We start from the raw sequence: 22,143 nt of genomic DNA on the forward strand, positions 1-22,143 counted from the left end.
CCCGCCTCTCCCGCCTCGCCTGCCTCGTCCGTGCCGCCCGTGCCTCAGCCGGCGTCGGCGAGCGGGTCGAGGACCATCGGCCGGATGTTGCCCTCCAGCATCGCGCCGAGGCCCAGCACCGCACAGATGTCGGGCCGTTCGGCGATGTGCACCGGCATCCCGGTGGCGTCGCGCAACATCTGGTCCAGGCCCGGCAGCAGCGCGCTGCCGCCGACCATCATGATGCCGCGGTCGACGAGGTCGGCGACCAGGTCCGGCGGGCAGTCCCGCAGGACCTTGCCGATGCCGTCGAGCACGGAGGTCAGCGGGGTGTGGATGGCGTCGCGTACGGCGGCGGTGTCGACGGTGACCGAGCGCGCGAGTCCGGTGGCCACGTCACGGCCGTGGATCTCGGTCCAGGCAGGGCCCTGGGCAGTGAGGCCGTTGCCGCTCAGGGCCAGCTGGAGCGGGCGTACGGACTGGCTGGGCAGCATCAGTTCGTGCTGGTGGCGCAGATGCTGGATCACCGCGTGGTCGATGGCGTTGCCGCCGACCGGGATCCGCTCGGCCGTGACGATCGAGCCGAGCGAAAGCACCGCGACCTGAGTGGTCGCCGCTCCGCACACCATGATCATGGTCGCGATGGGCTGTTCCACCGGCAGGCCGCAGCCGACGGCCGCGGCGATCAGCGTGTCGACGAGTTCGACCCGGCGGGCGCCGAGGCCGACCAGGGTCTCCACGGTGGCGCGCTGGGCCAGCGGGTCGCTGTCGTGCGGGGTGCTGGCGGCGGCGCGCAGCCGCGGCTTGCGGCGCAGCTGGCGCCGGAGCTTCTCGCCCAGCAGATGACGCAGCATCCGCTGGGCCATCTCGATGTCGACGACGGTGCCGCCCGAGACGGGTCGGGCGACGCGGATGTAGTGCGGCGTGCGGCCGGTCATCCTCTCGGCCAGTGCGCCGACGGCGATCAGTGCCCCGGTACGGGTGTTCACGGCAGCGACGCTGGGCTCGTCGACGACAAGGCCGGCGCCCTTGACGAAGACCCGGGTGCGGGCGGCCCCCAGATCCACGGCGACATGGCAACGGCGCAACTGCTCAAGGCTGACGGTCACGACAGGTCCTCCCGAGTGGGGTACTTGTTCGCATCGTCCGATCGCCGCGAGCACCGCGCGCGCTGGGCTGCGCCGGTCGGGGGGTAGGGAGCTGACACTCCACCAGATCGCGTGTGCCGGCCGCTCAGCTGTCCGGCACCATCCGTTGGAACAACCCCCAGGTGAACTCCGCCACCCGCTCCTCGCCGCTGGCAAGGGTGAACGCCAGCCGCCATCTGGTCGGTGCCGATCCCTCCATCGGGCGTGCCGGCGGGAACGCTGCGGCCACCTCGTCCACGGTGCACGACCAGGGCCTCAGGTCATCGGCCGTGCGCAGCTCGGGAGCCGGTGCCCCCGGGGCACGCACCAGCCATTCGTTCCACACCGCTCCGGAGTCCGGCGCCGCCAGCACCTCGAAGCGCAGATCGGGCCAGAGCGGCAGGCGCCAGTGCAGCGCGTCGCACTCCAGGTCGCCGATCCGCCGGCGCACGACCTGCTCCGGCTCGCCGAGGACCGAGCGGTACCGGGACAGTGCGCCCCGGCCCCGGGGCGAGCGCAGCATCCTCTGCCAGCGGCGGTTTGCCTCACGCTGATCGGCGAGGGACACGCCGAGCTCCCGCCGGGCGTCCTCCGCCGGGCCGGGCTGGAAGTCGGCCATCCGGCGCAACAGCACGAGTTGGAATTCGAGCGGACCGAAGGGTGCGGCAGGGGTCATGGCGGACATCCTGCCCTCTCGTACGGCGTCAACCTCAGGGAGTCGGCGCGCCGCGGAAGTGAAGATTCCTCACAGGATCCACACAAGGCGACCCACCGTTCGTACCCGGGCGCCGAATAATCTCCGGAAGCCATGGATTACTGCCACCCGTGCGGACGGCACCTCAACGGCGCCCTGGCCTGTGCCGGGTGCGGTACCCCCGTCGAGGAGCTTCGCCACCTCAGCCCCACCGCGGCCCAAGAGGTCCACGTCCACGAACTGGACGAGGTGACCGAGCCCGCGGTGCCCCGGCGTGCGCGGCGACAGCAGCCGCCGCGCCGGCAGGCGCCCGAGCGCCGCAAGCCCGCGAGGGCGCGCCGTGCGCGCAAGCGGCGAGGCCGCAAGGTGGTGCTCGGTACGTTCGGCCTGGTGCTCGCGGTCGGTGCGCTGAGCCTGGCCGAGCTGGCCTCCGAGCGGGGCGGTGACGACGGCGCGGCGACCTCCGTGCGGGAGAAGCCCGTGATCGAGTCGGAGGAACCGGAGCCCACCCCGAGCGAGGAAACGCCCGAAGGCCCGGCCGAGGTCACCGAATCCGCCGTCACCTCCTCCGCCTCGCCGCGCCCCGCCGGAACCGGTACGGCCACCGGCAAGGCCGGTGAGGGCAGGAGCAGCGGCGGCAGGAGCGGCGGCACCCGGCAGGCCCCGTCCGAGCCGGCGGGCGACCCGTCGCCTTCTTCGTCGGGGGACCCTTCTCCCGGCGGGTCTCCCAGCTCCAGCGGGGAGCCCTCGTCGGACCCGGATGATTCCGAGCCTCCGGGACAGCAGCCCCCGCCCCCTCCGCCGGAGCCGGCTCCCACCCAGACGTGCGAGGCGTTCCTGTGGTGGTGCATCTGAGAGCGCTCCGCCGGCCGCCGATGGGGCCACTGTCAGGATGATCCTGCCCCTCCGCGCGGCGTCCGCTCGACCGGGTCCGGACAGAGCACCGGCCGCCGGGCAGGGCCCAGGGCCGGGTGCCGGACGGGTCGGACGGCGGGGGCCCGGCACCCGACGGGTCAGGTGGCGCTCTCCTTGCCCAGCATCCGCTTGAGCAGATCCCGCAGCACCGTGCGCTCGGCCGTGGTCAGCTCCGCGAGCGGCTCGCGCGCGAAGCCCAGTGCCTCCCGCAGCCGGTCCGCCGTGACACGGCCCTCTTCGGTGGTCGCCGCGAGCTTCACCCGCCGGTCGCCCGCGTCGGGACGGCGCTCGACCAGGCCGCGGACCTCCAGCCGGTCGACGATGCCGGTGATGTTCGACGGCTCGCACCTCAGCTGCTGCGCTATGCGGCGCATGGGCAGCGGTTCCAGGGACAGCAGCCCCAGCACGCGTGCCTGGGCTCCGGTGAGCGAATGCTGCGCCGCGGCCTGCTCGTACTCGTCGTGGTAGCGGGCCACGACGGTGCCGATGAGCTCGACGACCTCGAGGGTCAGGGGGTCTGTTCGCTGACTGGCCATGTACGTGAGGATACCCAGTTACTTGACAACATGAAATATCCAGGAGCATGGTTGTTTCAGGTAGTGAAGCTTTTCAGAGGAGGCAACCCGGCATGTCCGCACTTCCCGAGTCCAGCCGTGAATGGCACCTTGTCGCCCGCCCGCACGGCTGGCCCAAGCCCGAGGACGTCGCTCTGCGTGAGGTCCCGGTCGCGGCGCCGGGCGAGGGGCACCTCCTGGTGCGCAATCTGCACTTCTCGGTCGACCCGTACATGCGCGGCCGGATGAACGACGTGAAGTCGTACGTCCCGCCGTTCCAGCTCGACAAGCCCATGGACGGCGGCGCGGTCGGCGAGGTCATCGCCTCCGAGGCCGAGGGCTTCGAGGTCGGCGACCATGTCCTGCACGGACTCGGCTGGCGTGAGTACGCGGACGTGCCCGCCAAGCACGCCACCAAGGTCGACGCCTCCCTCGCCCCGCTCTCCGCCTACCTCGGCGTGCTCGGGATGACCGGCCTCACCGCCTACGCGGGCCTGTTCGAGGTGGCCTCCTTCAAGGAGGGCGACGCGGTCTTCGTCTCCGGAGCGGCCGGCGCCGTCGGCAGCCAGGTGGGCCAGATGGCCAGGATCAAGGGCGCCTCGCGTGTCATCGGCTCCGCGGGCTCCGACGAGAAGGTCAAGCTCCTCGTCGAGGAGTACGGCTTCGACACGGCCTTCAACTACAAGAACGGATCCGTCCATGAGCAGTTGAAGGCAGCCGCCCCCGACGGCATCGACGTCTACTTCGACAACGTCGGCGGGGACCACCTCGAGGCCGCCATCTCCTCGTTCAACGTGCACGGCCGCGCCACCATCTGCGGAATGATCGCCGTCTACAACGACACCGAGCCGGCCCCCGGCCCGCGCAACATGGCCATGGTCATCGGCAAGCGGCTGCGCCTGCAGGGCGTGCTCGTCAGCGACCACGCCGCACTCCAGCCGCAGTTCGTCCAGGACGTCGCGGGCTGGCTCCGCTCGGGCGAGCTCAAGTACGACGAGACCGTCGTCGAGGGCATCGAGAACGGCTTCGACGCCTTCCTCGGTCTGCTCCGGGGTGAGAACACCGGGAAGATGATCGTTTCACTGACCCGTTAGGCTCACCGCCAAGCCGTCGCGATCGTGGGCGCGAGTCGCGGCGACACCCAGGAGGAACACCGAGTATGTCCATCCAGACCATAGACGTTCTCTACACCGCCGTAGCCACCGCGGAAAACGGCCGTGACGGGCGCGTCGCCTCCGACGACGGCAACCTCGACGTCGTCGTCAACCCGCCCAAGGAGCTCGGCGGCAGTGGCACCGGCACCAACCCGGAGCAGCTGTTCGCCGCCGGCTACAGCGCGTGCTTCCAGGGAGCGCTCGGCGTCGTCGCCCGGCAGGACAAGGCCGACATCTCCGGTTCGACCGTGACCGCTTCGGTCGGCTTCGGCAAGAACGGGAACGGTGGCTTCGGCCTGGAGGTCGCGATCAGCGTCTCCCTCCCGAACGTGGACGAGGCCACCGCCAAGGCCCTTGTGGAGAAGGCCCACCAGGTCTGCCCGTACTCCAACGCCACCCGCGGCAACATCAAGGTCGAGCTCAGCGTCGTCCGATAGGCACCACGCACGAACGAGGGCCGCCCACCCGGGGAGGCGGCCCTCGGCCCGTTCACTCCACTACCCGAGCAGTGCCCGGCCGACCTGCGCGAACAGGCCCTTGGGGTGTGCGCGGAAGAGCGGCTCGGTACCGAACAGCACCACCGGAGCGCCCGCCCGTGAGACGCCGCTGACGATCGACGCCTCCCCGGCCGCGTCCTTCGGACCGCCCGTGCCGTCCTCGTTCGCCCGCCAGTGCCCCGAGACCAGCGGATTTCCGCCGGCGTACGACTGCTCGACGCGCACACCCCGGCCGAGGCCGGTGAACCACCCCGGCGCGTAGACGAAGCTGTGGGCGGGAGCGCCGGCGGTGACCGGTGCGCCGGGCGCGTTCACCACGCGGACCACACCGTTCGCGTCCGCGTTGCCCGCCACAGGCGTCGCTGCCAGCAGCGCCGCCGCCGAGTTGAACGCCGCCCCCTGCGCACCGAGCGCCACCACGCGCCCGTCGCCGCCCGCGAGGAACGCGTCCAGGGCGCCACGCGCCCGCGCGTCGAGCTTCCCGTATTTCAGGTCGCCGGACACATACAGGGCCCCCACGCCTGTCCAGTCGAAGCCCGTGTTGAGTACGGCAGTCGACACCGGCGTCACATCGAAGCCCATCTCGCGCAGTGCGAACAGTTCACCGGGGGTCACGGCCGCGGCGACCCTGGTCCGGTGCAGCGGGACCGTCCCCTTGGCCTTCGTCGCATGGAAGGCGACCCCCAGCCGGTCGGCGAGAACACCCGCCACGCCCCGCGCCGAACCGGGCACGATCGCCGAGCCGTCCCCGGCGCCCCGCACCTTCACGCCCTGCGCGAGCAGCGAGTTGAGGGCGGCGAGTTCCTTCGGATCGTCGAGCCGCAGCCGCAGGTCACCGAAGGGAGCCACATACCCGGTGGCCGAGGCGGCATGGACGGTACGGGTCGGCACACGCAGTTCGCCCGAGACCGCCTTGTCCACGCGCGCGCCCCACAGCAGCCCCAGGCTCCAGCCCGAGATGTCGTACATCGTGGAGACGTCCGCACTGATGTCACGGCCCTCGGCGAGGATCACATTGGCGATACCGCGCTTGGGCTGGCGCATGTCGACGATGTACGAGCCTGCCGGGTAGTGGCGGCCGGCGAGCCGGAAGCCCTTGCGTGCCCGCTCCACCCGTACGTCATTGGCGACCAGATGGTCCACCAGCCGCGCCGCCGCCGTCGCACCCCGCTGCCTCTTGCCCGCGGGGATCACATACGCCCGCGGGAACGTGGTCGTGTACACATCCTCCGGACCGATGCCCGGCACACCGGGCACGCTCTCCTCGGACACCGGCCGCTGCGCCTCGCCCGCCGCACCCCGCCGGAACGTCTCTATCTGGTCGGCGATCACCGATGTGCGGTGCGTGTACGTGTAGTCGAGTGTCGCCCTCATCGCCGCGCCTGCGATGTCGGTGTTGATCGCGGCCCGCCGGCGCAGCTCGCCGACGGGGAGGGTGTCGTACTCCTTGTTGTTCACCGTCATCGGGAACTCGATGGTGTGCGAGGCCACCGCGCCCTGGAACGGCATGTACTGCGGGGTGAAGACGGGCGGCCAGTCGTCCCAGCCCTCCTTCTCGTCCCGGAACGGGATCACGGCGGGCTGCACTCCGTCCTTGTCCGGGGTGTAGCCGAGCCCGTTGACGGCCTTCTCCATGCCGAGCGCGTTGGCGTAGGCGTTCTTGAGGAACAGGTCGTACTCGTAGTTCTCGCCGTGCGGCGGGGTCGTCGGCTCGATCAGTGTGCCGTTGACATATCCGTGCAGATCCAGCATGACGGCCGGCTGCTTGTCGATGGCGATCCGCCTGATGGCACGCGTCTCGGGCTGGGTCGCGGTGATGAAGTCCCGGTTGAGGTCGAACCCGTTGGCGTTGGCGCGGGTGCCCGCGATCCGGCCGTCCGGATTGGCCGTCACGTTCAGATGGATACGGTTCTTGGCCAGCAGCCCCGAAGTCCTGGCGTCCTTCGCCTTCGCCAGCTCCTCGATGAGCTTCAGGGCGGCGTCGGTGCCCTCCCACTCGTTGCCGTGGATGTTGTTGTTGATGAACACGGGCGTCTTGTACGAGGCCTTGATCCGCCCGTCCTTGGCGGCGGCCGTGGGCGCGTTCTCGATCACCTCCCGCATCCGCTCCTGTTCGCGCGTCTGCCGGGCGCTCTCGGGCGCAGTGACGGTGACGAGATACAGCTCGTGCCCGCCGGCGGAGTGCCCGGCGACCTCCACGCTCACCCGGTTGCCCAGCCTCTGCAGGGCATTGAGCCGCGGCGCGAGCGAGTGGTACGGCGCCAGGCCCAGCTTGATCGACTTGTCGGCCGTATTCCTGGGCGGAACCGTGAGCGCGGTACGGCGCGGGTATCCGCGGTCCTTGGCAAGCTCGGGGGATGTCGAGGTGAGCGCGTTGGCGGTGGCCGAAAGGGGAGCCTCGGCGGCCGTGGTGTCGCGCCCTTCCTCCGCGCGCAGGGGACGCGGACTGTCGCGACCTGGGGCGCCGGGAACGGCGGTCGCGGGAGTGGGGGCGAGCAACAGAGTGCCGGCAAGCGCGGCGGTGGCGACCAGTGCGGTTCTGGGTGTGCCCATGCGTAGAAGCCTCCGGAGCGTCGGCAAGGGTTCGGCAAACGATCAGTACGGCAATGGGTCTACCGGTTCAACTGCCTGACAACAAGAGGGGCTTGAAGTGGGCATCCCTCATGGGCCGCCGCCGCGACGGGGCACGCGGCTGCTGTTCCGTGCCCCCGGATAGGGTGTACGACATGCGTGATCTCAGGGTGGGCTTCGGCTATTTGATCAAGGGCCAGCGCTGGGTCGGCCGGCACGGCCGGTGGTTCGGCTTCGGTCTGCTGCCCGGCCTTGTGACCCTCGTGCTGTACGCGGGCGCCCTGGTCGGGCTCGCCTACGGCGCCGACGACGCCACCGCTTGGGCGACACCGTTCGCCGACGACTGGTCGTCCCCCTGGCGCGGCATCCTCCGTGGCACGCTGACCGCTTTTCTCTTCGGCTTCGGACTGTTCCTCGCCGTGATCACCTTCACCGCGGTGACCCTCCTGGTCGGCCAGCCCTTCTACGAGTCGCTCTCCGAGCAGGTCGACCGCACCGAGGGCGGCGACGTCCCGGAGTCGGGGCTGCCGCTCTGGCGCGAGCTGTGGATCTCCGCGCGTGACTCCCTGCGGGTCGTGCTCCGCGTCGCCCTCTACGGGGTACTGCTCTTCGCGCTCGGCTTCATCCCGGTCATCGGCCAGACCGTGATACCCGCGATCGGCTTCTGCGTCTCCGGGTTCTTCCTCGCCGAGGAGCTCACTGCCGTGGCCCTCCAGCGCCGCGGCATCGAACTCAAGGAACGCCTCGGGCTGCTGCGTGGCCGACGGATGCTCACCCTCGGCTTCGGGGTGCCCGTCGTCCTCGCCTTCCTGGTCCCCTTCGTGGCCGTGTTCCTGATGCCGGGCGCGGTGGCGGGAGCGACGCTGATGGCGCGCGACCTGGTCACCCCGGAGGCGGAGCCCGACGACCGGGCTCCGGCCCCGGCACCGGCTCCGTACGGCTTCCGCAAGAACTAGGAGATCGCGACCTCGGCGAGCGCCAAGCCCGGTGCGGCCTCGCCCGCGGTCGCCAGAAGTGTGCCGTCCGGGCCCCAGACGGCGCTGTTGCCCCGGCAGTCCCCGACCTCGTTGAGGCCCACCGCGTTGGCGAGCACCACAAACAGGCCGTTGTCCCGTGCCCGCACCGGATAGATCACCTCGAACGAGTCGTTCTCCCTCTCATGCACGGAACCGGCCACGTACACCTGGCAGCCGTCCGCCCTGGCCCGCTCGGCGACCTCGGGGAAGCGGTTGTCGTAGCAGATGGCCAAAGCGAACCCGACGCCGTCGAGCGTGAACCGGCCCTGCTCGGTGCCCGCCGCGAAGATGTCGTTCTCCTCGCCGTGCAGATGCACCTTGTCGTAGCGGGCGAGCAGCCCGCCGTCCGGGCCGATCACCAGCGCCGTGATGGCGGGCCGGCCGGACTCCGTACGCACGGCGCAGCCGACCACGGCGGCGATCGATCCGGCCCGGCAGGCCTCGCGCAGCGGCCCGAGACGTGGATCGTCCTGGGTCAGCGTGAGCCCCGGATCCTTGGCGATGAGTCCCAACTCGTATCCCGTCACCGCCAGCTCGGCGAAGGCGACGACCCGGGCGCCCTGGCCCGCGGCCTCCCGGATCAGGGTGGCCATGGTCCGGACATTGCCCTCGATGTCACCGGGAACGGAGGTGAACTGCGCTGCGGCCGACTTCATGCACCCATCATCCCTTTCCCGCTGTCCGGGACAGAAGCCGATATCCGCTTGAACGCGTGGACGCTGATGGCGAGCATCGGCGCATGACTGAAGTGATCGCCGTCGCCGTCATCACCGTTCTCGCCGTCATCAGCCCGGGTGCCGACTTCGCCATGGTCGTGCGCAACAGCTATCTCTACGGACGTACGACCGGACTGCTCGCCGCTGCAGGCGTCGCGGCCGGTGTCCTCGTCCATGTCTCCTACACGACGCTCGGCGTCGGGCTGCTGATCGCTGCCAACACGGCGCTGTTCACCGCGATCAAGCTGGTCGGCGCGGCCTATCTCGTCTACATCGGTGTGCGCACCTTCTTCGCCCGTTCCGATGTGAAGCTCGACCTGGAGTCCCGTCCGGAGCTGTCCCGGCTCGGCGCACTGCGTACCGGCTTCCTCACCAATGTGCTCAATCCGAAGACGACCCTGTTCGTTGTCTCCACCTTCACCCAGGTCGTCGGCCCGGACACGATGGTGTGGCAGCAGGCCGGCTACGGGATGTTCATGTCTTGCGCCCATCTGGCCTGGTTCGGTCCTGTCGCGCTGTTCTTCTCCAACTCCCGGCTGCGGAAGGCGATGCTGCGTGGGCAGAAGCTCCTCAACCGGCTGATCGGCAGCGTGCTGGTCGGCCTCGGAGTCACGCTCGGATTCGCCCGCTGACAGAGGTGACCCCGCCGGGCGCGCGCCCGGCGGGTCACCGTGTGCCGCGGCACCACGGCGTCAGGCGGACGGCTGTGCTGCCACCCGGATGATCTCCCGTACCTGCGCGATGATGTCCAGCCGGTTCCGTACGAACTCCGGGTCCGTGATCTCCGTCGTGTTCCCGGCCCCGAACTCCAGGACCGGCGTGTGCACATGACCGCCCGGGACGGTGAGCCCCAGCCTGTCCCGCAGCAGCGTGGCACGATAAGCGATCTCGTTGGACAGATACGTGCCGCCGCCTCCGGCACGGGCCGTCGAGCCGGGGGTCGGACCGTCGGGACGCACCACGGGCTCCGTCGCGCCCGCCGGTATCTCGGTCACCGACGTGTTGTCGTACACGGGGAAGCGCCCGGTGCCCGCCGCCACGATCGCCGCGTGCGGCAGCGTCGTCGTGGTCCACTGCGGCTGTGAGGCCGGATCGGGGACCGGCACGGTCTCCCGGCGCGAGACGTTGTCGTTGTCGGGCGACCCGCCCCGCCACGCCCCGTTCGTGCGCTCGATGTCGAACCTGCCCACGCGCCCCTGGCTCACCGTCGTGAACAGATCCGCGTGCGGCAGCTGCTCGCGCAGGGTCCGCTCCACCGTGCCGTCGGTGAAGTCCTGCCAGCGGACGGGGAAGACGGCCGTCTCGATCCGGGCCGGACCGTCCGCCGTACGGATCCATGTGCCGTCCAGCGCCAGCGCGGTCGCGCCGGACGGATTGCTGATACGGATGTCACGGTCGAGCGTGAACGGGTCGAAGCCCGTCATCACGATGCGCCTGATCCCTGCGCCCGCCGGCAGCAGCATCGATTCCTGGCCGCGCGAGGAACGCTCGAGCCGGTCCATCAGATGCGCCCGCTGAGCATCGGTGAGTGCGAACGGCGGTTGCCACTGCCGTAGTTGGGCTGTCATCCCCAGTCGTGCCCAGTACAGCGGCCGGTCGTCGTCCTGGCTCAGATCACCCGCGGTGGGTACCCTGCCCTGCGCCCGGTCCACGGCCCGCGCCCAGAGCGCCCGGCCGTGCCGTACGACGGCCCCCTCGGCCTGCCGGATCGATCGCGCGGAGGCCAGCGCACGGGTGAACTGCGGTGCCACGCCGTCGAATCCGCTGCGCCGAAGTATCTCCTGAGGGACGGCATGTTCGAGTCGCTGCTCCTCCGCGGTGAGGGGCTGCGGCGCGGCGGCCGGCCGGGCGAGGGCGAGCGGAGGTGCGGACAGGCACAGAGCCGCGGAGGCGAGCACGGCGGCACCGAAGAGGCGGAGGGCGCTACGGGGGGTGCGTATGCGGAGCACAGGAGTCCTTCCGACGGGGTGCCGGGAGTATGTCCTTCGCTCCGAACGGGCAGCCACGGCTGATCCCGGCCGATGGCCGGGGAGTGGACGGCCGGCGAGGTCGTGCCGAAGGCCGGTTGCCCGGCAGCGTGCTGCGCGCCGCCGGGCCCGTGTGCGGATAGCGGTCAGCCGCAGCGGCGGCCGGTGTTGATGCAGTTGACGGCCTGTTTCATCAGCGTGTTCGGCATGGCGTTGATGAAGTCGCCGTGGTCGGTGACGGGCTTGTGGAGCGACTCCGGGAAGCTGTCGATGGCGAACGAGGTGCTTCCTGCGAGGCCGTTGTAGGTGACGCGCTGGACGAGTTGCGGGATCGGCCGGAATCCGGCGGGGCACCTGCCCCGGGCGTCGGCGAAGGCGACATGGGAGCGGTGGTTGGCGCTGTCGGTGCTCCTGCCGTCCCAGCAGTTCTGGAACTTGGACACGCGCATCAGCTTGCTGCCCTGCGGGCAGATCGGGTACTTGTCCCTCAGCTCGACGCGGTTCTCGAAGCCGGTGCAGGTGAACCGGGCGTTGGCGTTGGCGCCGCCGTTCGCGTTGGCTTTGGCGTCACCGGTGATGATCCGCAGGAAACGTGGCATCGCCGTCACCTTGGACTGCGGGTTGCCCGCGAACTCCAGGGAGACGGAGGCGGGGGTGAGGATCCTGCCGATGTTGCCTTCCGCGCCTCCGCCCTGCTTGTCGGCGTCCGTCTCCTGGACGCCGTTGCGGTCGCGCAGCACCGGCCAGTAGTACGTGGACCGGTCGCCGTTGGTACAGGTCGTCCCGGCTGCCGCGAGCGACTCGTTGGTGGTGAATCCGTCGACGCCGACCGCGCCGACGTAGTCATGGGTGTGATGGGCGCCGTTGGTCACTCCGGGAGCCACGATGACGTTGTCGGAGTTGAACTGCCCCTGGGCGTTGACACCGCACCGCGACCGGAAGGTGCCCAGGGATGCCGAGCGACCGTTGCGTACGGGCTGGACGTTCGGGCGGACGGTGGTGATGTCCACGAAGTCATCCGGTGCGGGCCCGTTGTCGTCGGTCTGCCCGCCGTCCTGCTCGCCGGCCGGAGGCTGCCCGCCGCCCGGCGTACCCGTGGGCGGCTGCCCCGCCCTCTGCTGGTCCCCCTCCGCCTTCACTTCGGCTCCTTCCGCGGCGACCGCGCACTGCGAGAGGCTCTGCAGGTTCCGCGGCCGCTCGGCCCCCGCCCGCTCGACGGCGATCTCGATCCGCTCCAGGACGGCCGAGCGTTTGGACCACAGGGGGTCGAGGACCGTACGGGAGGACACGCCCTGCTCGGAGGTCCAACGCGCCTCGGCGGCCTTGATGTCCTGCTGCATCGTGCTCAGGTCCCGGCGCACCTCGGCCCTGGCCGGCGCGGGGACGTCGGGCAGCCGGTCCGCCACGGACGGGCAGACGATTCCCCCGGCGCGCGGGTCATCGGGGGTCCCGGCATTGGCCCCGGCGTTGACCAGCGCCAGGCCGCCGCCACCGAGCACCAGGCCGGCCACTGCGAGGAGAGCCTTTCGTCGGGTGCGATTCACCTTGTGTCGCTGCTTCATGGAGTGTGCTCGCTTTCTGCTGGGTGCCAACCGGCGCCCGGTTCACCCCCGGACGGCGGACCCCCGTTGGCGGCACACTCTGGCAACACATCTGACACATCGGCCTCAGGAGTGGCAGGTGTGTCACAGACTCGTAAGACCTAGGCGGGCGGTTCGGCGGCGGTGACGTTGCGATAGGCGAGCTCGGCGAGTCGGCGCTGTCCGTCCCTGCTCGGGTGGAACCAGTCCCACCGGCTCAACTGGTGGCCGTCGAAGCGGTAGTTGAAGACCGTCCCGCCGTCGTAACGGCAGCGCGGATCCTTTCCGCACACATCCTCGAGCACCTTGTTGTACGCGATGACCCGCTGGTGGACGCTCTCGCGTCGCTGCTGCGCCGTCGTGCTCACGTCGTTCGCGTTGCCCAGCATGGTCGCGCAGATGCCCAGCTTCCAGATCTGGCTGCCCAGCGGATCACCGCGCCCGGTCGACCACAGCCGCTTGAGGTCCGGCACGCTCGACACGTACACCTGCGCCTTGGGGGCGCCCTGCCGCAGACGGGCCATCGACGCCGTGAAAGACGACCGGAAATCGTCCACGGGCGTCATCTGCTCGACCGTGTCCGCGCAGGCGTCGTTCGCGCCGACCATGACGGTGACCAGCTCCGGCTTCCTGGCGGCCGCCCGGGACATCTGCTCGGGCAGATCGGCGACATGGGCCCCGGAACGGGCGTAGTTCCAGCTGTGCGTGGTCACCGCCCGTTCGCCGAGCAGCCGCAGCGCCAGACTTCGTACGGTGCTGTCCGTGCCGGTCGCCCAGGAGACCTCGGGGCAGTCCGCGAACACCACGCACGCGTCGAAGCCCCTGGTGATGGAGTCTCCGACCGCGGCGAGGGAATCCGGGCTGCGGTCCCACACCGGCGCCGGGCTCGGCGCCGGGCGCGACGGGGAGGGCGAGCGCCGCCCGTCCGGGGCTGACGTGGTGTCACAGCCGGCCAGCGCACCCCCGGCCATGAGGAGAACGGCGACCGTCACAGCGGCGGTAACTGTGCGTGAGTGGTGGGTACGACTCTCCCGCATCCCCTGATCCCCTCCGTGTCACCGGCATCTGACGTCCCGTGACGTCCTGCCGAGTGAAAGCTTGGTGCGTACGGGCCCAGGACCGACAGTACGTCACCCCTCGGGGGTCCTCGCACGGTAGCTTTTAGCCCGTCGACCCAGAGACATCCCCTCTCCCATCGGCGCCAGTAAATTACATCACGTCACATCCTGTCCCTTTTGTGGAGATTGCCGCCCGATGCTGTTTACTGAGGCCGCTGGGAAGGCGATCCTCGTCCCACACTGGAGGTCCCGGTGACGACACGTGGCGTTCTGTACGTTCACTCCGCACCGCGCGCGCTGTGCCCGCACGTCGAATGGGCGGTGGCGGGGGTGCTCGGAGTACGGGTCCAGCTCGACTGGATCCGCCAGCCGGCATCGCCGGGTACCTGGAGAGCCGAGTTCTCCTGGCAGGGCACGGTGGGCACGGCCTCCAAGCTCGCGTCGGCGCTACGGGGCTGGCGCCTGCTGCGCTTCGAGGTGACGGCGGAGCCGTGCGCCACGGCTGAGGGCGAGCGCTACAGCGCGACGCCGGACCTCGGGATCTTCCACGCGGTCACCGGCATGCACGGCGACATCCTGGTCCCCGAGGACCGCCTGCGCGCGGCGCTGGTCCGCGCGTCCGAGGGCGAGACGGACCTGGAGGCGGAGGTCGCCAAGCTCCTCGGCAAGCCGTGGGACGACGAACTGGAACCCTTCCGCTACGCGGGCGAGGGCGCCCCGGTCCGCTGGCTCCACCAGGTGGTCTGACCTCGCGCCACCCGCCGCGCGGAGCTTTTCCCTGCCACGTCCGGCCCCTCCCCGAACCGGCGGGTGCCCCGGCCCCGCCGCGCGGGCGACTGCCTGCGCTCGCGCCCCCTGCCCCGCTCTCCCCGCGCCTGATGCGCGTTCCCGCCGGCGCGGCCTGTGGCCCCAGGTGTCCGTGTTCCCGGACCGGCTCCGCCCCCTTGTCTGTCGCGCGGCGGGTTGCCGCATGTTGCCGCCGCCTGCTGGCGGGCGAGTGCTGCAGCCACTGCTCCGGGCTCCGGAATGCGGCTCCTGATGCGCGGTCCGTTGTGGTGGCACCCGGTGTCCGTGTTCCCGGACCGGCTCCGCCTCGTGTCCTGCTGTGCGGCGCGTTGCCGGAGTCCTCCGGACGTCCGGGGACCCGCGGCCCTGCACGGGCGGCTGTGCGGTCCGAGGCTCGCCTCCCGCGCGCTTGCACCGCACCCGCCCTCGTCCTGCCGGGGGAAGTCCCGCCGCTCCGAGGCGGGTCGCGCTCGGCAGCCTCCCACGCGGCGTTCGCTGCGCGCCGCGCATCGGCCGGCCGGCGGAGGTCCGCGACACGAGGACCCCCGGACATGGCCGAGGCCCGCACCCCCCGGGGGGTGCGGGCCTCGGTCGCGTCCTCGGATCAGACCGTGCGGAACGCCAGGACCACGTTGTGGCCGCCGAAGCCGAACGAGTTGTTGATCGCGGCGATCGTGCCCTCCGGGAGGGCACGGGGCTCGCCGCGGACGATGTCGGCCTCGACCGTCTCGTCCAGCTCGTCCACGTTGATCGTCGGCGGTGCCGTCCGGTGGTGCAGCGCCAGGACCGTCGCCACGGTCTCGATGCCGCCCGCGCCGCCCAGCAGATGACCCGTCATCGACTTCGTGGCGGAGACCGCCACATGGTCGAGGTCGTCGCCCAGGACGCTCCGCAGCGCCTTGATCTCGGCCACGTCACCCTGCGGGGTCGACGTCGCGTGGGCGTTCAGGTGCACGACCTCGGACGGCTTGAGGTCCGTCGTCTCCAGCAGGTTGCGCAGCGCCGCGGCGATACCGCGGCCCGTCGGCTCCGGCTGTGCGATGTGGTGGCTGTCCGCGGACAGACCCTGGCCCAGGACCTCGCAGTAGATCTTCGCGCCACGCGCCGTCGCATGCTCGGCAGACTCAAGGATCACCACGCCCGCACCCTCGCCGAGGACGAAGCCGTCCCGCGCGGTGTCGTAGGGACGCGACGCCTTCTCGGGCTCGTCGTTGTTCTTGGACATCGCCATCATGTTGGCGAACGCCGCGATCGGCAGCGGGTGGATCGCCGCCTCGGTGCCGCCCGCGACGACCACATCGGCGCGGCCGGTGCGGATCATCTCGACCGCGTAGCCGATCGCCTCCGCGCCCGACGCACAGGCCGAGACCGGAGTGTGCACGCCCGCCTGGGCGTTCACCTCGAGGCCGACGTTGGCGGAGGGGCCGTTCGGCATGAGCATGGGGACGGTGTGCGGGGAGACGCGGCGTACGCCCTTCTCCTTGAGCACGTCGTACTGGTCGAGCAGTGTCGTCACGCCGCCGATGCCGGATGCGATGACCGTGCCCAGGCGCTCGGGGACGATGTTCCCGTCCTCGCCCGCCGCAGCGGTGAAGCCGGCGTCCGCCCACGCCTCGCGCGCCGCGATGACGGCGAACTGCGCCGAGCGGTCCAGCTTGCGGGCCAGCGGGCGGGGCAGAACCTCGCCCGGGTCGACCGCCGCGGGTGCCGCGATGCGTACCGGCAGTTCGGCGAAGCGCTCGCCCTCGAGGGGCTTTACTCCGGAACGCCCGCTGAGCAGACCTTCCCAGGTCGATGCGCTGTCGCCACCCAACGGTGTGGTTGCGCCGATACCGGTGACGACCACGGTGCGATTGGTCGAGTTCACAGGAATTCTTTCTCCACGTTTAGGGGGTGCTGAATTTTCACGGCGCCACCGAAGGGTGGCGACCAGCGCGACTGAGGACTCAGGCCTGGTGCTTGGCGATGTAGTCCGCGGCGTCGCCGACAGTCTTCAGGTTCTTGACGTCCTCGTCGGGGATCTTGACGTCGAAGCGCTCTTCGGCGGCGACGACGACCTCGACCATGGACAGCGAGTCGACGTCCAGGTCGTCGGTGAAGGACTTGTCCAGCTGGACGTCCTCGACCGGGATACCGGCGATCTCGTTGACGATGTCGGCGAGACCGGCGACGATCTCTTCCTGCGTGGCGGCCATGTTGGCGCTCCTTCGGTGTGTTTCAGAGGGTGTGGCAGTAGCCGTCCGGAAGATCCGTACGGTGCACTAGGGGAGGGTAACGACCGTCGCGGCGTAGACGAGACCCGCCCCGAAGCCGATGACGAGCGCGGTGTCACCGCTCTTCGCCTGTCCGGTCGCCAGAAGCCGCTCCATGGCGAGCGGAATCGAGGCGGCCGAGGTGTTGCCGGTGGTTTCCACATCACGGGCGACCGTGACGTGTTCCGGCAGCTTCAGAGTCTTCACCATCGAGTCGATGATCCGCATATTGGCCTGGTGCGGAATGAAGACGTCCAGGTCGTCCGACGTGATCCCGGCCGCGTCGAGCGCCTGCTGGGCGACCTTCGCCATCTCGAAGACGGCCCAGCGGAAGACCGCCTGGCCCTCCTGCGTGATGGCGGGGAACTTCTCGACGGTGCCGTTGCGGTAGTCGTCCCACGGCACGGTCTGCTTGATGGTCTCGGACTTGTCGCCCTCCGAGCCCCAGACGGTCGGGCCGATCATCGGCTCCTTCGCCGGACCGACGACGACCGCGCCCGCGCCGTCGCCGAACAGGAAGGCCGTCGCACGGTCTTCCAGGTCGGTCAGGTCGCTGAGCCGCTCCACGCCGATGACAAGGACGTACTCCGCCGAACCCTCCACCACCATGCCCTTGGCGAGGGTCAGGCCGTAGCCGAAGCCCGCGCAGCCGGCGGAGATGTCGAACGCGGCCGGTTTGTTGGCCCCGATCTTGTCCGCGATCTCCGTGGCGACGGCCGGTGTCTGCCTGAAGTGCGAGACCGTGGAGACGATCACGCCGCCGATCTGCGCGGGGGTGATCCCGGCGTCGGCGATCGCCTTGCCGGCCGCCTCGACCGACATCGCGCACACGGTCTCCTCGGGGGAGGCCCAGTGGCGGGTCGCGATGCCCGAGCGCGAGCGGATCCACTCGTCGGACGAGTCGATCGTCTCGAGGATCACCTCGTTGGGCACCACCCGCGTCGGGCGGTAGCCACCGACACCCAGAATGCGTGCGAACGGCGCGCCCTGGCTGGGTTTGATCTTCGGCATGCTCTGCGGCTCCTTGTCAGGCGCCCGCCGCGTCAGCGGCAGGTGAACCAGCCTCGGCGAGCAGCGCGCGGGCCGCGTCGAGGTCGTCGGGTGTCTTGAGCGCCAGCGTCTTCACACCCGGCAGCGCGCGCTTGGCGAGGCCGGTGAGGGTGCCGCCGGGGCAGACCTCGATCAGGGCGGTGACGCCCCGCTCCTTGAAGGTCTCCATGCACAGGTCCCAGCGGACCGGGTTGGCGACCTGGCCGACCAGACGGGAGATCACATCGGCGCCGTCGGCGACGACCTGCCCGTCCTTGTTCGAGACGTAGGGGAGGGCCGGGTCGGACACCGTGAGGGCGCGGGCGGCCTCCTCGAGGGTCGTGACCGCGGGCGCCATGTGGTGCGTGTGGAACGCGCCGGCCACCTTCAGGGCGATGACACGGGCCTTCTCCGGCTTGTCCTCGGCGAGCGCGGCGAGCTGCTCGGCGGTGCCGGCGGCGACGATCTGGCCTGCGCCGTTGACGTTCGCCGGGGTCAGGCCCAGCTTCTCGAGGTGCGCCACGACCTGCTCGGGGTCACCGCCGAGCACGGCGGACATGCCCGTCTCGGCGACCGCGGCGGCTTCGGCCATCGCGAGTCCCCGTGTGCGTACGAAGCGCAGCGCGGCGGTGTCGTCGAGGACACCGGCGAGGACGGCGGCGGTGATCTCACCGACGCTGTGGCCGGCGACCGCGCCGGGCGTCACCTCGCCGAGCGCGGCAGCCGACAGCAGACCGGCGGCGACCAGCAGCGGCTGGGCCACGGCGGTGTCGCGGATCTCGTCCGCGTCTGCCTTCGTGCCGTAGTGGGCGAGGTCGAGCCCGATGGCGTCGGACCAGGCCGCGATGCGGTCGGTGGCGCCGGGAAGGTCGAGCCAGGGGGTCAGGAAGCCGGGCGTCTGAGCGCCTTGGCCGGGAGCGACGAGTACGAGCACCCTCACACTCTCTCTTGTGGACGGCTCCGAACACCCGTGGGGACAGGGACGAAGAACCGTCAGGGGAATTGTTGGTGTTCGACAAAAGTCTAGGGTTGGGCATCACCGTCAGCCAGACGCCCCAGGATCAGTGCAATCCGGAGAGTGAACGCAGAGCGAACGTCGGAGGGTGACCATCCGGTGACATCGGTCACACGTCGCAGCCGGTAGCGCACGGTGTTCGGATGTACGAAGAGCATTCGGGCCGCGCCCTCGAGACTGCTCGCCTGTTCCAGATAGACACTCAGAGTCTCCAGCAGCGCCGAGCCCGCTTCCTCCAGCGGTCTGTAGATCTCCTCCACCAGCTGCTGGCGCGCGGCAGGGTCGGAGGCGATCGCGCGCTCCGGGAGCAGATCGTCCGCGAGAACCGGCCGCGGCGCGTCCTGCCAGGCCGAGCACGCCTTCAGGCCCGCCGCCGCGGCCTGCGCGGACCGGGTCGCGGCCAGCAGGTCCGGCACGATGGGCCCCGCGACGACGGGGCCCGCCGCATACGGGCCGATCAGCGCCTTGGCGACATGGAGCGGGTTGTCGCTGCCGCCGGCGATCACCACGAGCCGGTCGCCGAGCACCCCGGTGAGCACCTGGAGCTTGGCATGGCGGGAGGCCCGGCGGATCGCTTCGACAGTCAGCTCGCTGTCCCCGTCCGGCGCCGTGCCGAGGATGACGCACACATGCTCGGGGGAGTTCCAGCCGAGCGCGGCGGCACGCGAGACGGCGCCCTCGTCGGCCTCGCCGGACAGCACCGCGTTCACCACGAGTGACTCGAGACGGGCGTCCCATGCCCCGCGCGCCTCGGCCGCCTGCGCGTACACCTGGGCGGTGGCGAACGCGATCTCCCGCGCGTACACCAGCAGCGCCTCGCGCAGCACCGATTCGTCGCCGGGTGCGGCGACCTCGTCGATCGCCGCCTCCATGACCTCGATCGTGGTGCGGACCATCTCGACAGTCTGCCGCAAGGTGATCGCCCGGGTCAGCTCCCGAGGCGCCGTGCCGAACACATCCGTCGAGATTGCCTGCGGAGTCTCCGGATGCCGGAACCACTCGGTGAACGCGGCGATACCCGCCTGGGCGACCAGGCCGATCCATGACCGGTTCTCCGGGGGCATCGCCCGGTACCAGGGCAGCGTCTCGTCCATGCGGGCGATGGCGTTCGCCGCGAGCCGGCCGGACGACTGCTCCAGTCGGCGCAGAGTCGCATTGTGCGGATGGGGGACGTTCGCTGCAGGTTCGGGCACGGGGACAAGAGTGCCTTATCAGGACGCCCGGGCCGAGTGCAGGGGTTCCCTCTCATCGCGTCGCGCCGTGCTCGGGCCCGGCTACGGTGGTGGCGTGATTTCCGTTCGGCGCGCCGACGAGCGCTATCGCGGCGGTGACTCCGCCGCGGGCATCGAGTCCCTGCACGCCTTCTCCTTCGGGCGGCACTACGACCCCGACAACCTCCGCTTCGGCGCGATCCTGGCCTGCAACGAGGAGCGTCTGGCACCCGGCGCCGGGTTCGAGGAGCACCCGCACAGCCATACCGAGATCGTCACCTGGGTCGTCGAGGGCGAGCTCACCCATCGCGACTCGGCCGGCCACGCCACCGTCGTGCGGCCCGGGGACGTACAGCGGCTGAGCTCGGCGGGCGGGGTGCGGCACACCGAGCGCAATGACGCCGAGGTGCCGCTCGTGTTCGTACAGATGTGGCTCGCCCCCCTGGAACCGGGCGGCGAGCCGGCGTACGAGATCGTGCGCGGCATCGCCGACTCCACCCCGTACGCCCTCCCGCAGGCCGGGGCGATGCTCCATGCCCGCCGCCTCGCACCCGGCGAACGCACCGCCGTCCCGGACGCGCCGCTGGTGTATGTGCATGTCGTACGCGGTGAAGTCCGGCTGGGAGAGGAGGAGTTGGCCTCCGGCGACTCGGCGCGGGTCACGGACGCCGACGGTCTCGATCTCGCCGCCGCCACGGCTGTCGAGGTGCTGCTGTGGGAGACGGCCGGCTGAGGTCAGCGCAGGGCGCTCCTTGCCTGCCAGTCGGCCCATGACAGGTTCCAGTCGCCGAAGCCGTTCCCGGGGGCGACCGTGCCCTTGGTCTGCGCGCCCTTGATCTCGAACGGGTCGCCCGGGCGCACCTGCTTGTAGAACCAGGCGGCATCCGCGGTGCTCATCCCGATGCAGCCCGAGCTCATGTTCGCTCTGCCGAACCACTTGGCGTTCCACGGAGCGGCATGGGCGTACATTCCGGACCAGGTCAGCCGCATCGAGTGGTCGACCATCTTGTCGTAGGCGTTGCCGAGGCCCACGGTCTCGGAGTTCATGTTGATCGTCCCCTCCTTCGCCATCAGCACCGCGGTCCCGCGCCAGGAGCGCTTGTCGCCGCCGGGCGTGCCGCCGGAGACCGGGATCTTCCGTACGGATCTGCCGTCGCGCTCCAGCGTCAGCTCATGGCGGTCGAGGTCCACCTTGACGACCTGGCGCGCGCCGATGGTGAACGTGGTCGAGTAGTCGCGTACGAACCAGCCGCCCGCGCCCGAGTCGGTGCCGTTCAACTGCGCGTCGAGGGTGACCTTGGTGCCGGACTTCCAGTACGACTTGGGACGCCAGTCCACCCGGTCGCGGCCCGAGTAGTCCTGCATCCAGCCCCACGACCCCTCGGTGTCGTCCGAGGTGGTGATCTTCAGCCGCTTCTCGACCGCGGCCTTGTTCCTCACCGGGTTGTCGAAGACCAGCGAGATCGGCTGCGCGATGCCGACGGTGGCGTTCACCCCCGGACGCCATTCGACCTTGTTGACCTTGTCGGCCGCATCCGTGGTGAAGGACGCCTCGGCCGTGCCGGTCGCGCCGCCCTTCGTACGGGTCGCCGCGGTGACCGAGTACGCGGTACCCGGCGCCGCATTGCGGTCGGAGGTCCAACTCGTTCCGTCGGCCGAGGACCTGCCGGTGAGATGACGGCCCTTGGCGTCGGTGACCGTGACGGAGGTGAGCGTGCCGCCCGCTGCGGTGACCTTGACCGGCTCGCCCGCCTTCGCATGGCGGCCCTGGGGCGTCACGGTGACGGTCGCGGGCCGGTCGGCGGCCGGCTTCCCGCCGGGCTTGGCGTCCGGTCGCGGCGTGGTGGCGTCCGAGCAGGCGGTGAGCGTGAGGAGCGCGGCCGCCGCTACCGCGGTACGCACGGATATGTGAATCAACGGAAGTCCCCCGTCCGAAGAAGCAAGTGGATGCCGCCGACTCTAGGACGGGAAAAACGCAGGTGAGCGGCCCCATGGCCATGTGACGGCGACTGGTGAGGAACG

At 70.5% G+C, this 22,143-nt stretch carries 21 protein-coding genes; 7 read left to right on the forward strand and 14 right to left on the reverse strand.

From position 1 onward, the window contains the following. Positions 1–44: 44 nt before the first annotated feature. Both ACFYWI_RS32095 and ACFYWI_RS32100 read right to left on the reverse strand, forming a co-directional pair. Complete coding sequence (locus tag ACFYWI_RS32095; protein ID WP_389239270.1) at positions 45–1,088, reverse strand: rod shape-determining protein; 1,044 nt, start codon at positions 1,086–1,088, stop codon at positions 45–47. A 124-nt stretch (positions 1,089–1,212) separates the two neighbouring features. Next, positions 1,213–1,782, reverse strand: a complete 570-nt coding sequence (locus tag ACFYWI_RS32100) for a hypothetical protein (RefSeq protein ID WP_389239271.1) — start codon at positions 1,780–1,782, stop codon at positions 1,213–1,215. Between the two features lie 132 nt (positions 1,783–1,914). Between ACFYWI_RS32100 and ACFYWI_RS32105 the strand changes: the two genes are divergently transcribed. Continuing rightward, complete coding sequence (locus ACFYWI_RS32105; protein ID WP_389239272.1) at positions 1,915–2,655, forward strand: hypothetical protein; 741 nt, start codon at positions 1,915–1,917, stop codon at positions 2,653–2,655. Positions 2,656–2,813: 158 nt separating this feature from the next. Here ACFYWI_RS32105 and ACFYWI_RS32110 read toward each other — a convergent pair whose 3' ends face one another. Next, positions 2,814–3,251, reverse strand: coding sequence for a MarR family winged helix-turn-helix transcriptional regulator (locus ACFYWI_RS32110; protein WP_389239273.1), 438 nt, complete (start codon positions 3,249–3,251; stop codon positions 2,814–2,816). Positions 3,252–3,343: 92 nt separating this feature from the next. Here ACFYWI_RS32110 and ACFYWI_RS32115 point away from each other — a divergent pair, with 92 nt between their 5' ends. Both ACFYWI_RS32115 and ACFYWI_RS32120 read left to right on the forward strand, forming a co-directional pair. Further along, the gene (locus ACFYWI_RS32115; protein WP_389239274.1) at positions 3,344–4,363 is read left to right on the forward strand and encodes an NADP-dependent oxidoreductase; all 1,020 of its coding nucleotides are present in this window, start codon (positions 3,344–3,346) and stop codon (positions 4,361–4,363) included. A 65-nt stretch (positions 4,364–4,428) separates the two neighbouring features. Continuing rightward, complete coding sequence (locus ACFYWI_RS32120) at positions 4,429–4,860, forward strand: organic hydroperoxide resistance protein (protein ID WP_389239275.1); 432 nt, start codon at positions 4,429–4,431, stop codon at positions 4,858–4,860. 60 nt (positions 4,861–4,920) lie between these two features. On the opposite strand, the gene ACFYWI_RS32125 is transcribed toward ACFYWI_RS32120, so the two are convergent. Continuing rightward, positions 4,921–7,473, reverse strand: coding sequence for a M14 family zinc carboxypeptidase (locus ACFYWI_RS32125; protein WP_389239276.1), 2,553 nt, complete (start codon positions 7,471–7,473; stop codon positions 4,921–4,923). 173 nt (positions 7,474–7,646) lie between these two features. Between ACFYWI_RS32125 and ACFYWI_RS32130 the strand changes: the two genes are divergently transcribed. Further along, complete coding sequence (locus tag ACFYWI_RS32130) at positions 7,647–8,447, forward strand: EI24 domain-containing protein (protein WP_389239277.1); 801 nt, start codon at positions 7,647–7,649, stop codon at positions 8,445–8,447. Here the strand turns inward: ACFYWI_RS32130 and ACFYWI_RS32135 are convergent. Further along, a complete protein-coding gene (locus ACFYWI_RS32135; RefSeq protein ID WP_389239278.1) occupies positions 8,444–9,163 on the reverse strand; it encodes a carbon-nitrogen hydrolase family protein in 720 nt (239 codons plus the stop codon). The two genes, ACFYWI_RS32130 and ACFYWI_RS32135, sit on opposite strands and share 4 nt — an antisense overlap. A gap of 83 nt (positions 9,164–9,246) precedes the next feature. Here ACFYWI_RS32135 and ACFYWI_RS32140 point away from each other — a divergent pair, with 83 nt between their 5' ends. Further along, complete coding sequence (locus ACFYWI_RS32140; protein ID WP_389239279.1) at positions 9,247–9,855, forward strand: LysE family translocator; 609 nt, start codon at positions 9,247–9,249, stop codon at positions 9,853–9,855. Between the two features lie 60 nt (positions 9,856–9,915). Here ACFYWI_RS32140 and ACFYWI_RS32145 read toward each other — a convergent pair whose 3' ends face one another. From ACFYWI_RS32145 to ACFYWI_RS32155, 3 genes are all read right to left on the reverse strand, one after another. Then, positions 9,916–11,163: a pyroglutamyl peptidase gene (locus tag ACFYWI_RS32145; RefSeq protein WP_389239321.1), complete on the reverse strand. Its 1,248-nt coding sequence runs from the start codon at positions 11,161–11,163 to the stop codon at positions 9,916–9,918. Positions 11,164–11,336: 173 nt separating this feature from the next. Then, positions 11,337–12,752, reverse strand: a complete 1,416-nt coding sequence (locus ACFYWI_RS32150; RefSeq protein WP_389239280.1) for a DUF1996 domain-containing protein — start codon at positions 12,750–12,752, stop codon at positions 11,337–11,339. Between the two features lie 140 nt (positions 12,753–12,892). After that, complete coding sequence (locus tag ACFYWI_RS32155) at positions 12,893–13,807, reverse strand: SGNH/GDSL hydrolase family protein (protein ID WP_389239281.1); 915 nt, start codon at positions 13,805–13,807, stop codon at positions 12,893–12,895. Between the two features lie 273 nt (positions 13,808–14,080). On the opposite strand from ACFYWI_RS32155, the gene ACFYWI_RS32160 reads away from it, so the two are divergent. Beyond that, complete coding sequence (locus ACFYWI_RS32160; RefSeq protein ID WP_389239282.1) at positions 14,081–14,575, forward strand: DUF3145 domain-containing protein; 495 nt, start codon at positions 14,081–14,083, stop codon at positions 14,573–14,575. Between the two features lie 643 nt (positions 14,576–15,218). Here ACFYWI_RS32160 and fabF read toward each other — a convergent pair. The 5 genes from fabF to ACFYWI_RS32185 form a co-directional block, all read right to left on the reverse strand. After that, positions 15,219–16,481: a beta-ketoacyl-ACP synthase II gene (fabF, locus tag ACFYWI_RS32165; protein ID WP_389239283.1), complete on the reverse strand. Its 1,263-nt coding sequence runs from the start codon at positions 16,479–16,481 to the stop codon at positions 15,219–15,221. Positions 16,482–16,560: 79 nt separating this feature from the next. Continuing rightward, a complete protein-coding gene (locus ACFYWI_RS32170; RefSeq protein ID WP_389239284.1) occupies positions 16,561–16,809 on the reverse strand; it encodes an acyl carrier protein in 249 nt (82 codons plus the stop codon). Between the two features lie 66 nt (positions 16,810–16,875). Further along, positions 16,876–17,877, reverse strand: a complete 1,002-nt coding sequence (locus ACFYWI_RS32175) for a ketoacyl-ACP synthase III (RefSeq protein WP_389239285.1) — start codon at positions 17,875–17,877, stop codon at positions 16,876–16,878. 16 nt (positions 17,878–17,893) lie between these two features. Further along, entirely contained in the window at positions 17,894–18,829 is a 936-nt protein-coding gene (locus tag ACFYWI_RS32180; RefSeq protein ID WP_389239322.1) for an ACP S-malonyltransferase, read from the reverse strand. An 89-nt stretch (positions 18,830–18,918) separates the two neighbouring features. After that, positions 18,919–20,103, reverse strand: coding sequence for a PucR family transcriptional regulator (locus ACFYWI_RS32185; RefSeq protein WP_389239286.1), 1,185 nt, complete (start codon positions 20,101–20,103; stop codon positions 18,919–18,921). A gap of 94 nt (positions 20,104–20,197) precedes the next feature. Here ACFYWI_RS32185 and ACFYWI_RS32190 point away from each other — a divergent pair, with 94 nt between their 5' ends. Continuing rightward, positions 20,198–20,854 (forward strand): pirin family protein, encoded by a 657-nt coding sequence (locus ACFYWI_RS32190; protein ID WP_389239287.1) that lies wholly within the window; start codon positions 20,198–20,200, stop codon positions 20,852–20,854. 2 nt (positions 20,855–20,856) lie between these two features. On the opposite strand, the gene ACFYWI_RS32195 is transcribed toward ACFYWI_RS32190, so the two are convergent. Next, entirely contained in the window at positions 20,857–22,023 is a 1,167-nt protein-coding gene (locus tag ACFYWI_RS32195) for an Ig-like domain-containing protein (protein WP_389239288.1), read from the reverse strand. Positions 22,024–22,143: the final 120 nt, after the last annotated feature.

It is taken from the genome of Streptomyces sp. NPDC002889 (assembly GCF_042888425.1).
Lineage (GTDB): Bacteria > Actinomycetota > Actinomycetes > Streptomycetales > Streptomycetaceae > Streptomyces.

What these genes read in the sequence shown, in the direction of transcription:
- ACFYWI_RS32150 (WP_389239280.1), bottom strand. Translation starts at nt 12,752, where the DNA reads ATGAAGCAGCGACACAAGGTGAATCGCACCCGACGAAAGGCTCTCCTC.
- ACFYWI_RS32155 (WP_389239281.1), bottom strand. Translation starts at nt 13,807, where the DNA reads ATGCGGGAGAGTCGTACCCACCACTCACGCACAGTTACCGCCGCTGTG.
- ACFYWI_RS32130 (WP_389239277.1), top strand. Translation starts at nt 7,647, where the DNA reads ATGCGTGATCTCAGGGTGGGCTTCGGCTATTTGATCAAGGGCCAGCGC.
- ACFYWI_RS32140 (WP_389239279.1), top strand. Translation starts at nt 9,247, where the DNA reads ATGACTGAAGTGATCGCCGTCGCCGTCATCACCGTTCTCGCCGTCATC.
- ACFYWI_RS32115 (WP_389239274.1), top strand. Translation starts at nt 3,344, where the DNA reads ATGTCCGCACTTCCCGAGTCCAGCCGTGAATGGCACCTTGTCGCCCGC.
- ACFYWI_RS32125 (WP_389239276.1), bottom strand. Translation starts at nt 7,473, where the DNA reads ATGGGCACACCCAGAACCGCACTGGTCGCCACCGCCGCGCTTGCCGGC.
- ACFYWI_RS32135 (WP_389239278.1), bottom strand. Translation starts at nt 9,163, where the DNA reads ATGAAGTCGGCCGCAGCGCAGTTCACCTCCGTTCCCGGTGACATCGAG.
- ACFYWI_RS32170 (WP_389239284.1), bottom strand. Translation starts at nt 16,809, where the DNA reads ATGGCCGCCACGCAGGAAGAGATCGTCGCCGGTCTCGCCGACATCGTC.
- ACFYWI_RS32110 (WP_389239273.1), bottom strand. Translation starts at nt 3,251, where the DNA reads ATGGCCAGTCAGCGAACAGACCCCCTGACCCTCGAGGTCGTCGAGCTC.
- ACFYWI_RS32120 (WP_389239275.1), top strand. Translation starts at nt 4,429, where the DNA reads ATGTCCATCCAGACCATAGACGTTCTCTACACCGCCGTAGCCACCGCG.
- ACFYWI_RS32100 (WP_389239271.1), bottom strand. Translation starts at nt 1,782, where the DNA reads ATGACCCCTGCCGCACCCTTCGGTCCGCTCGAATTCCAACTCGTGCTG.
- ACFYWI_RS32175 (WP_389239285.1), bottom strand. Translation starts at nt 17,877, where the DNA reads ATGCCGAAGATCAAACCCAGCCAGGGCGCGCCGTTCGCACGCATTCTG.
- ACFYWI_RS32105 (WP_389239272.1), top strand. Translation starts at nt 1,915, where the DNA reads ATGGATTACTGCCACCCGTGCGGACGGCACCTCAACGGCGCCCTGGCC.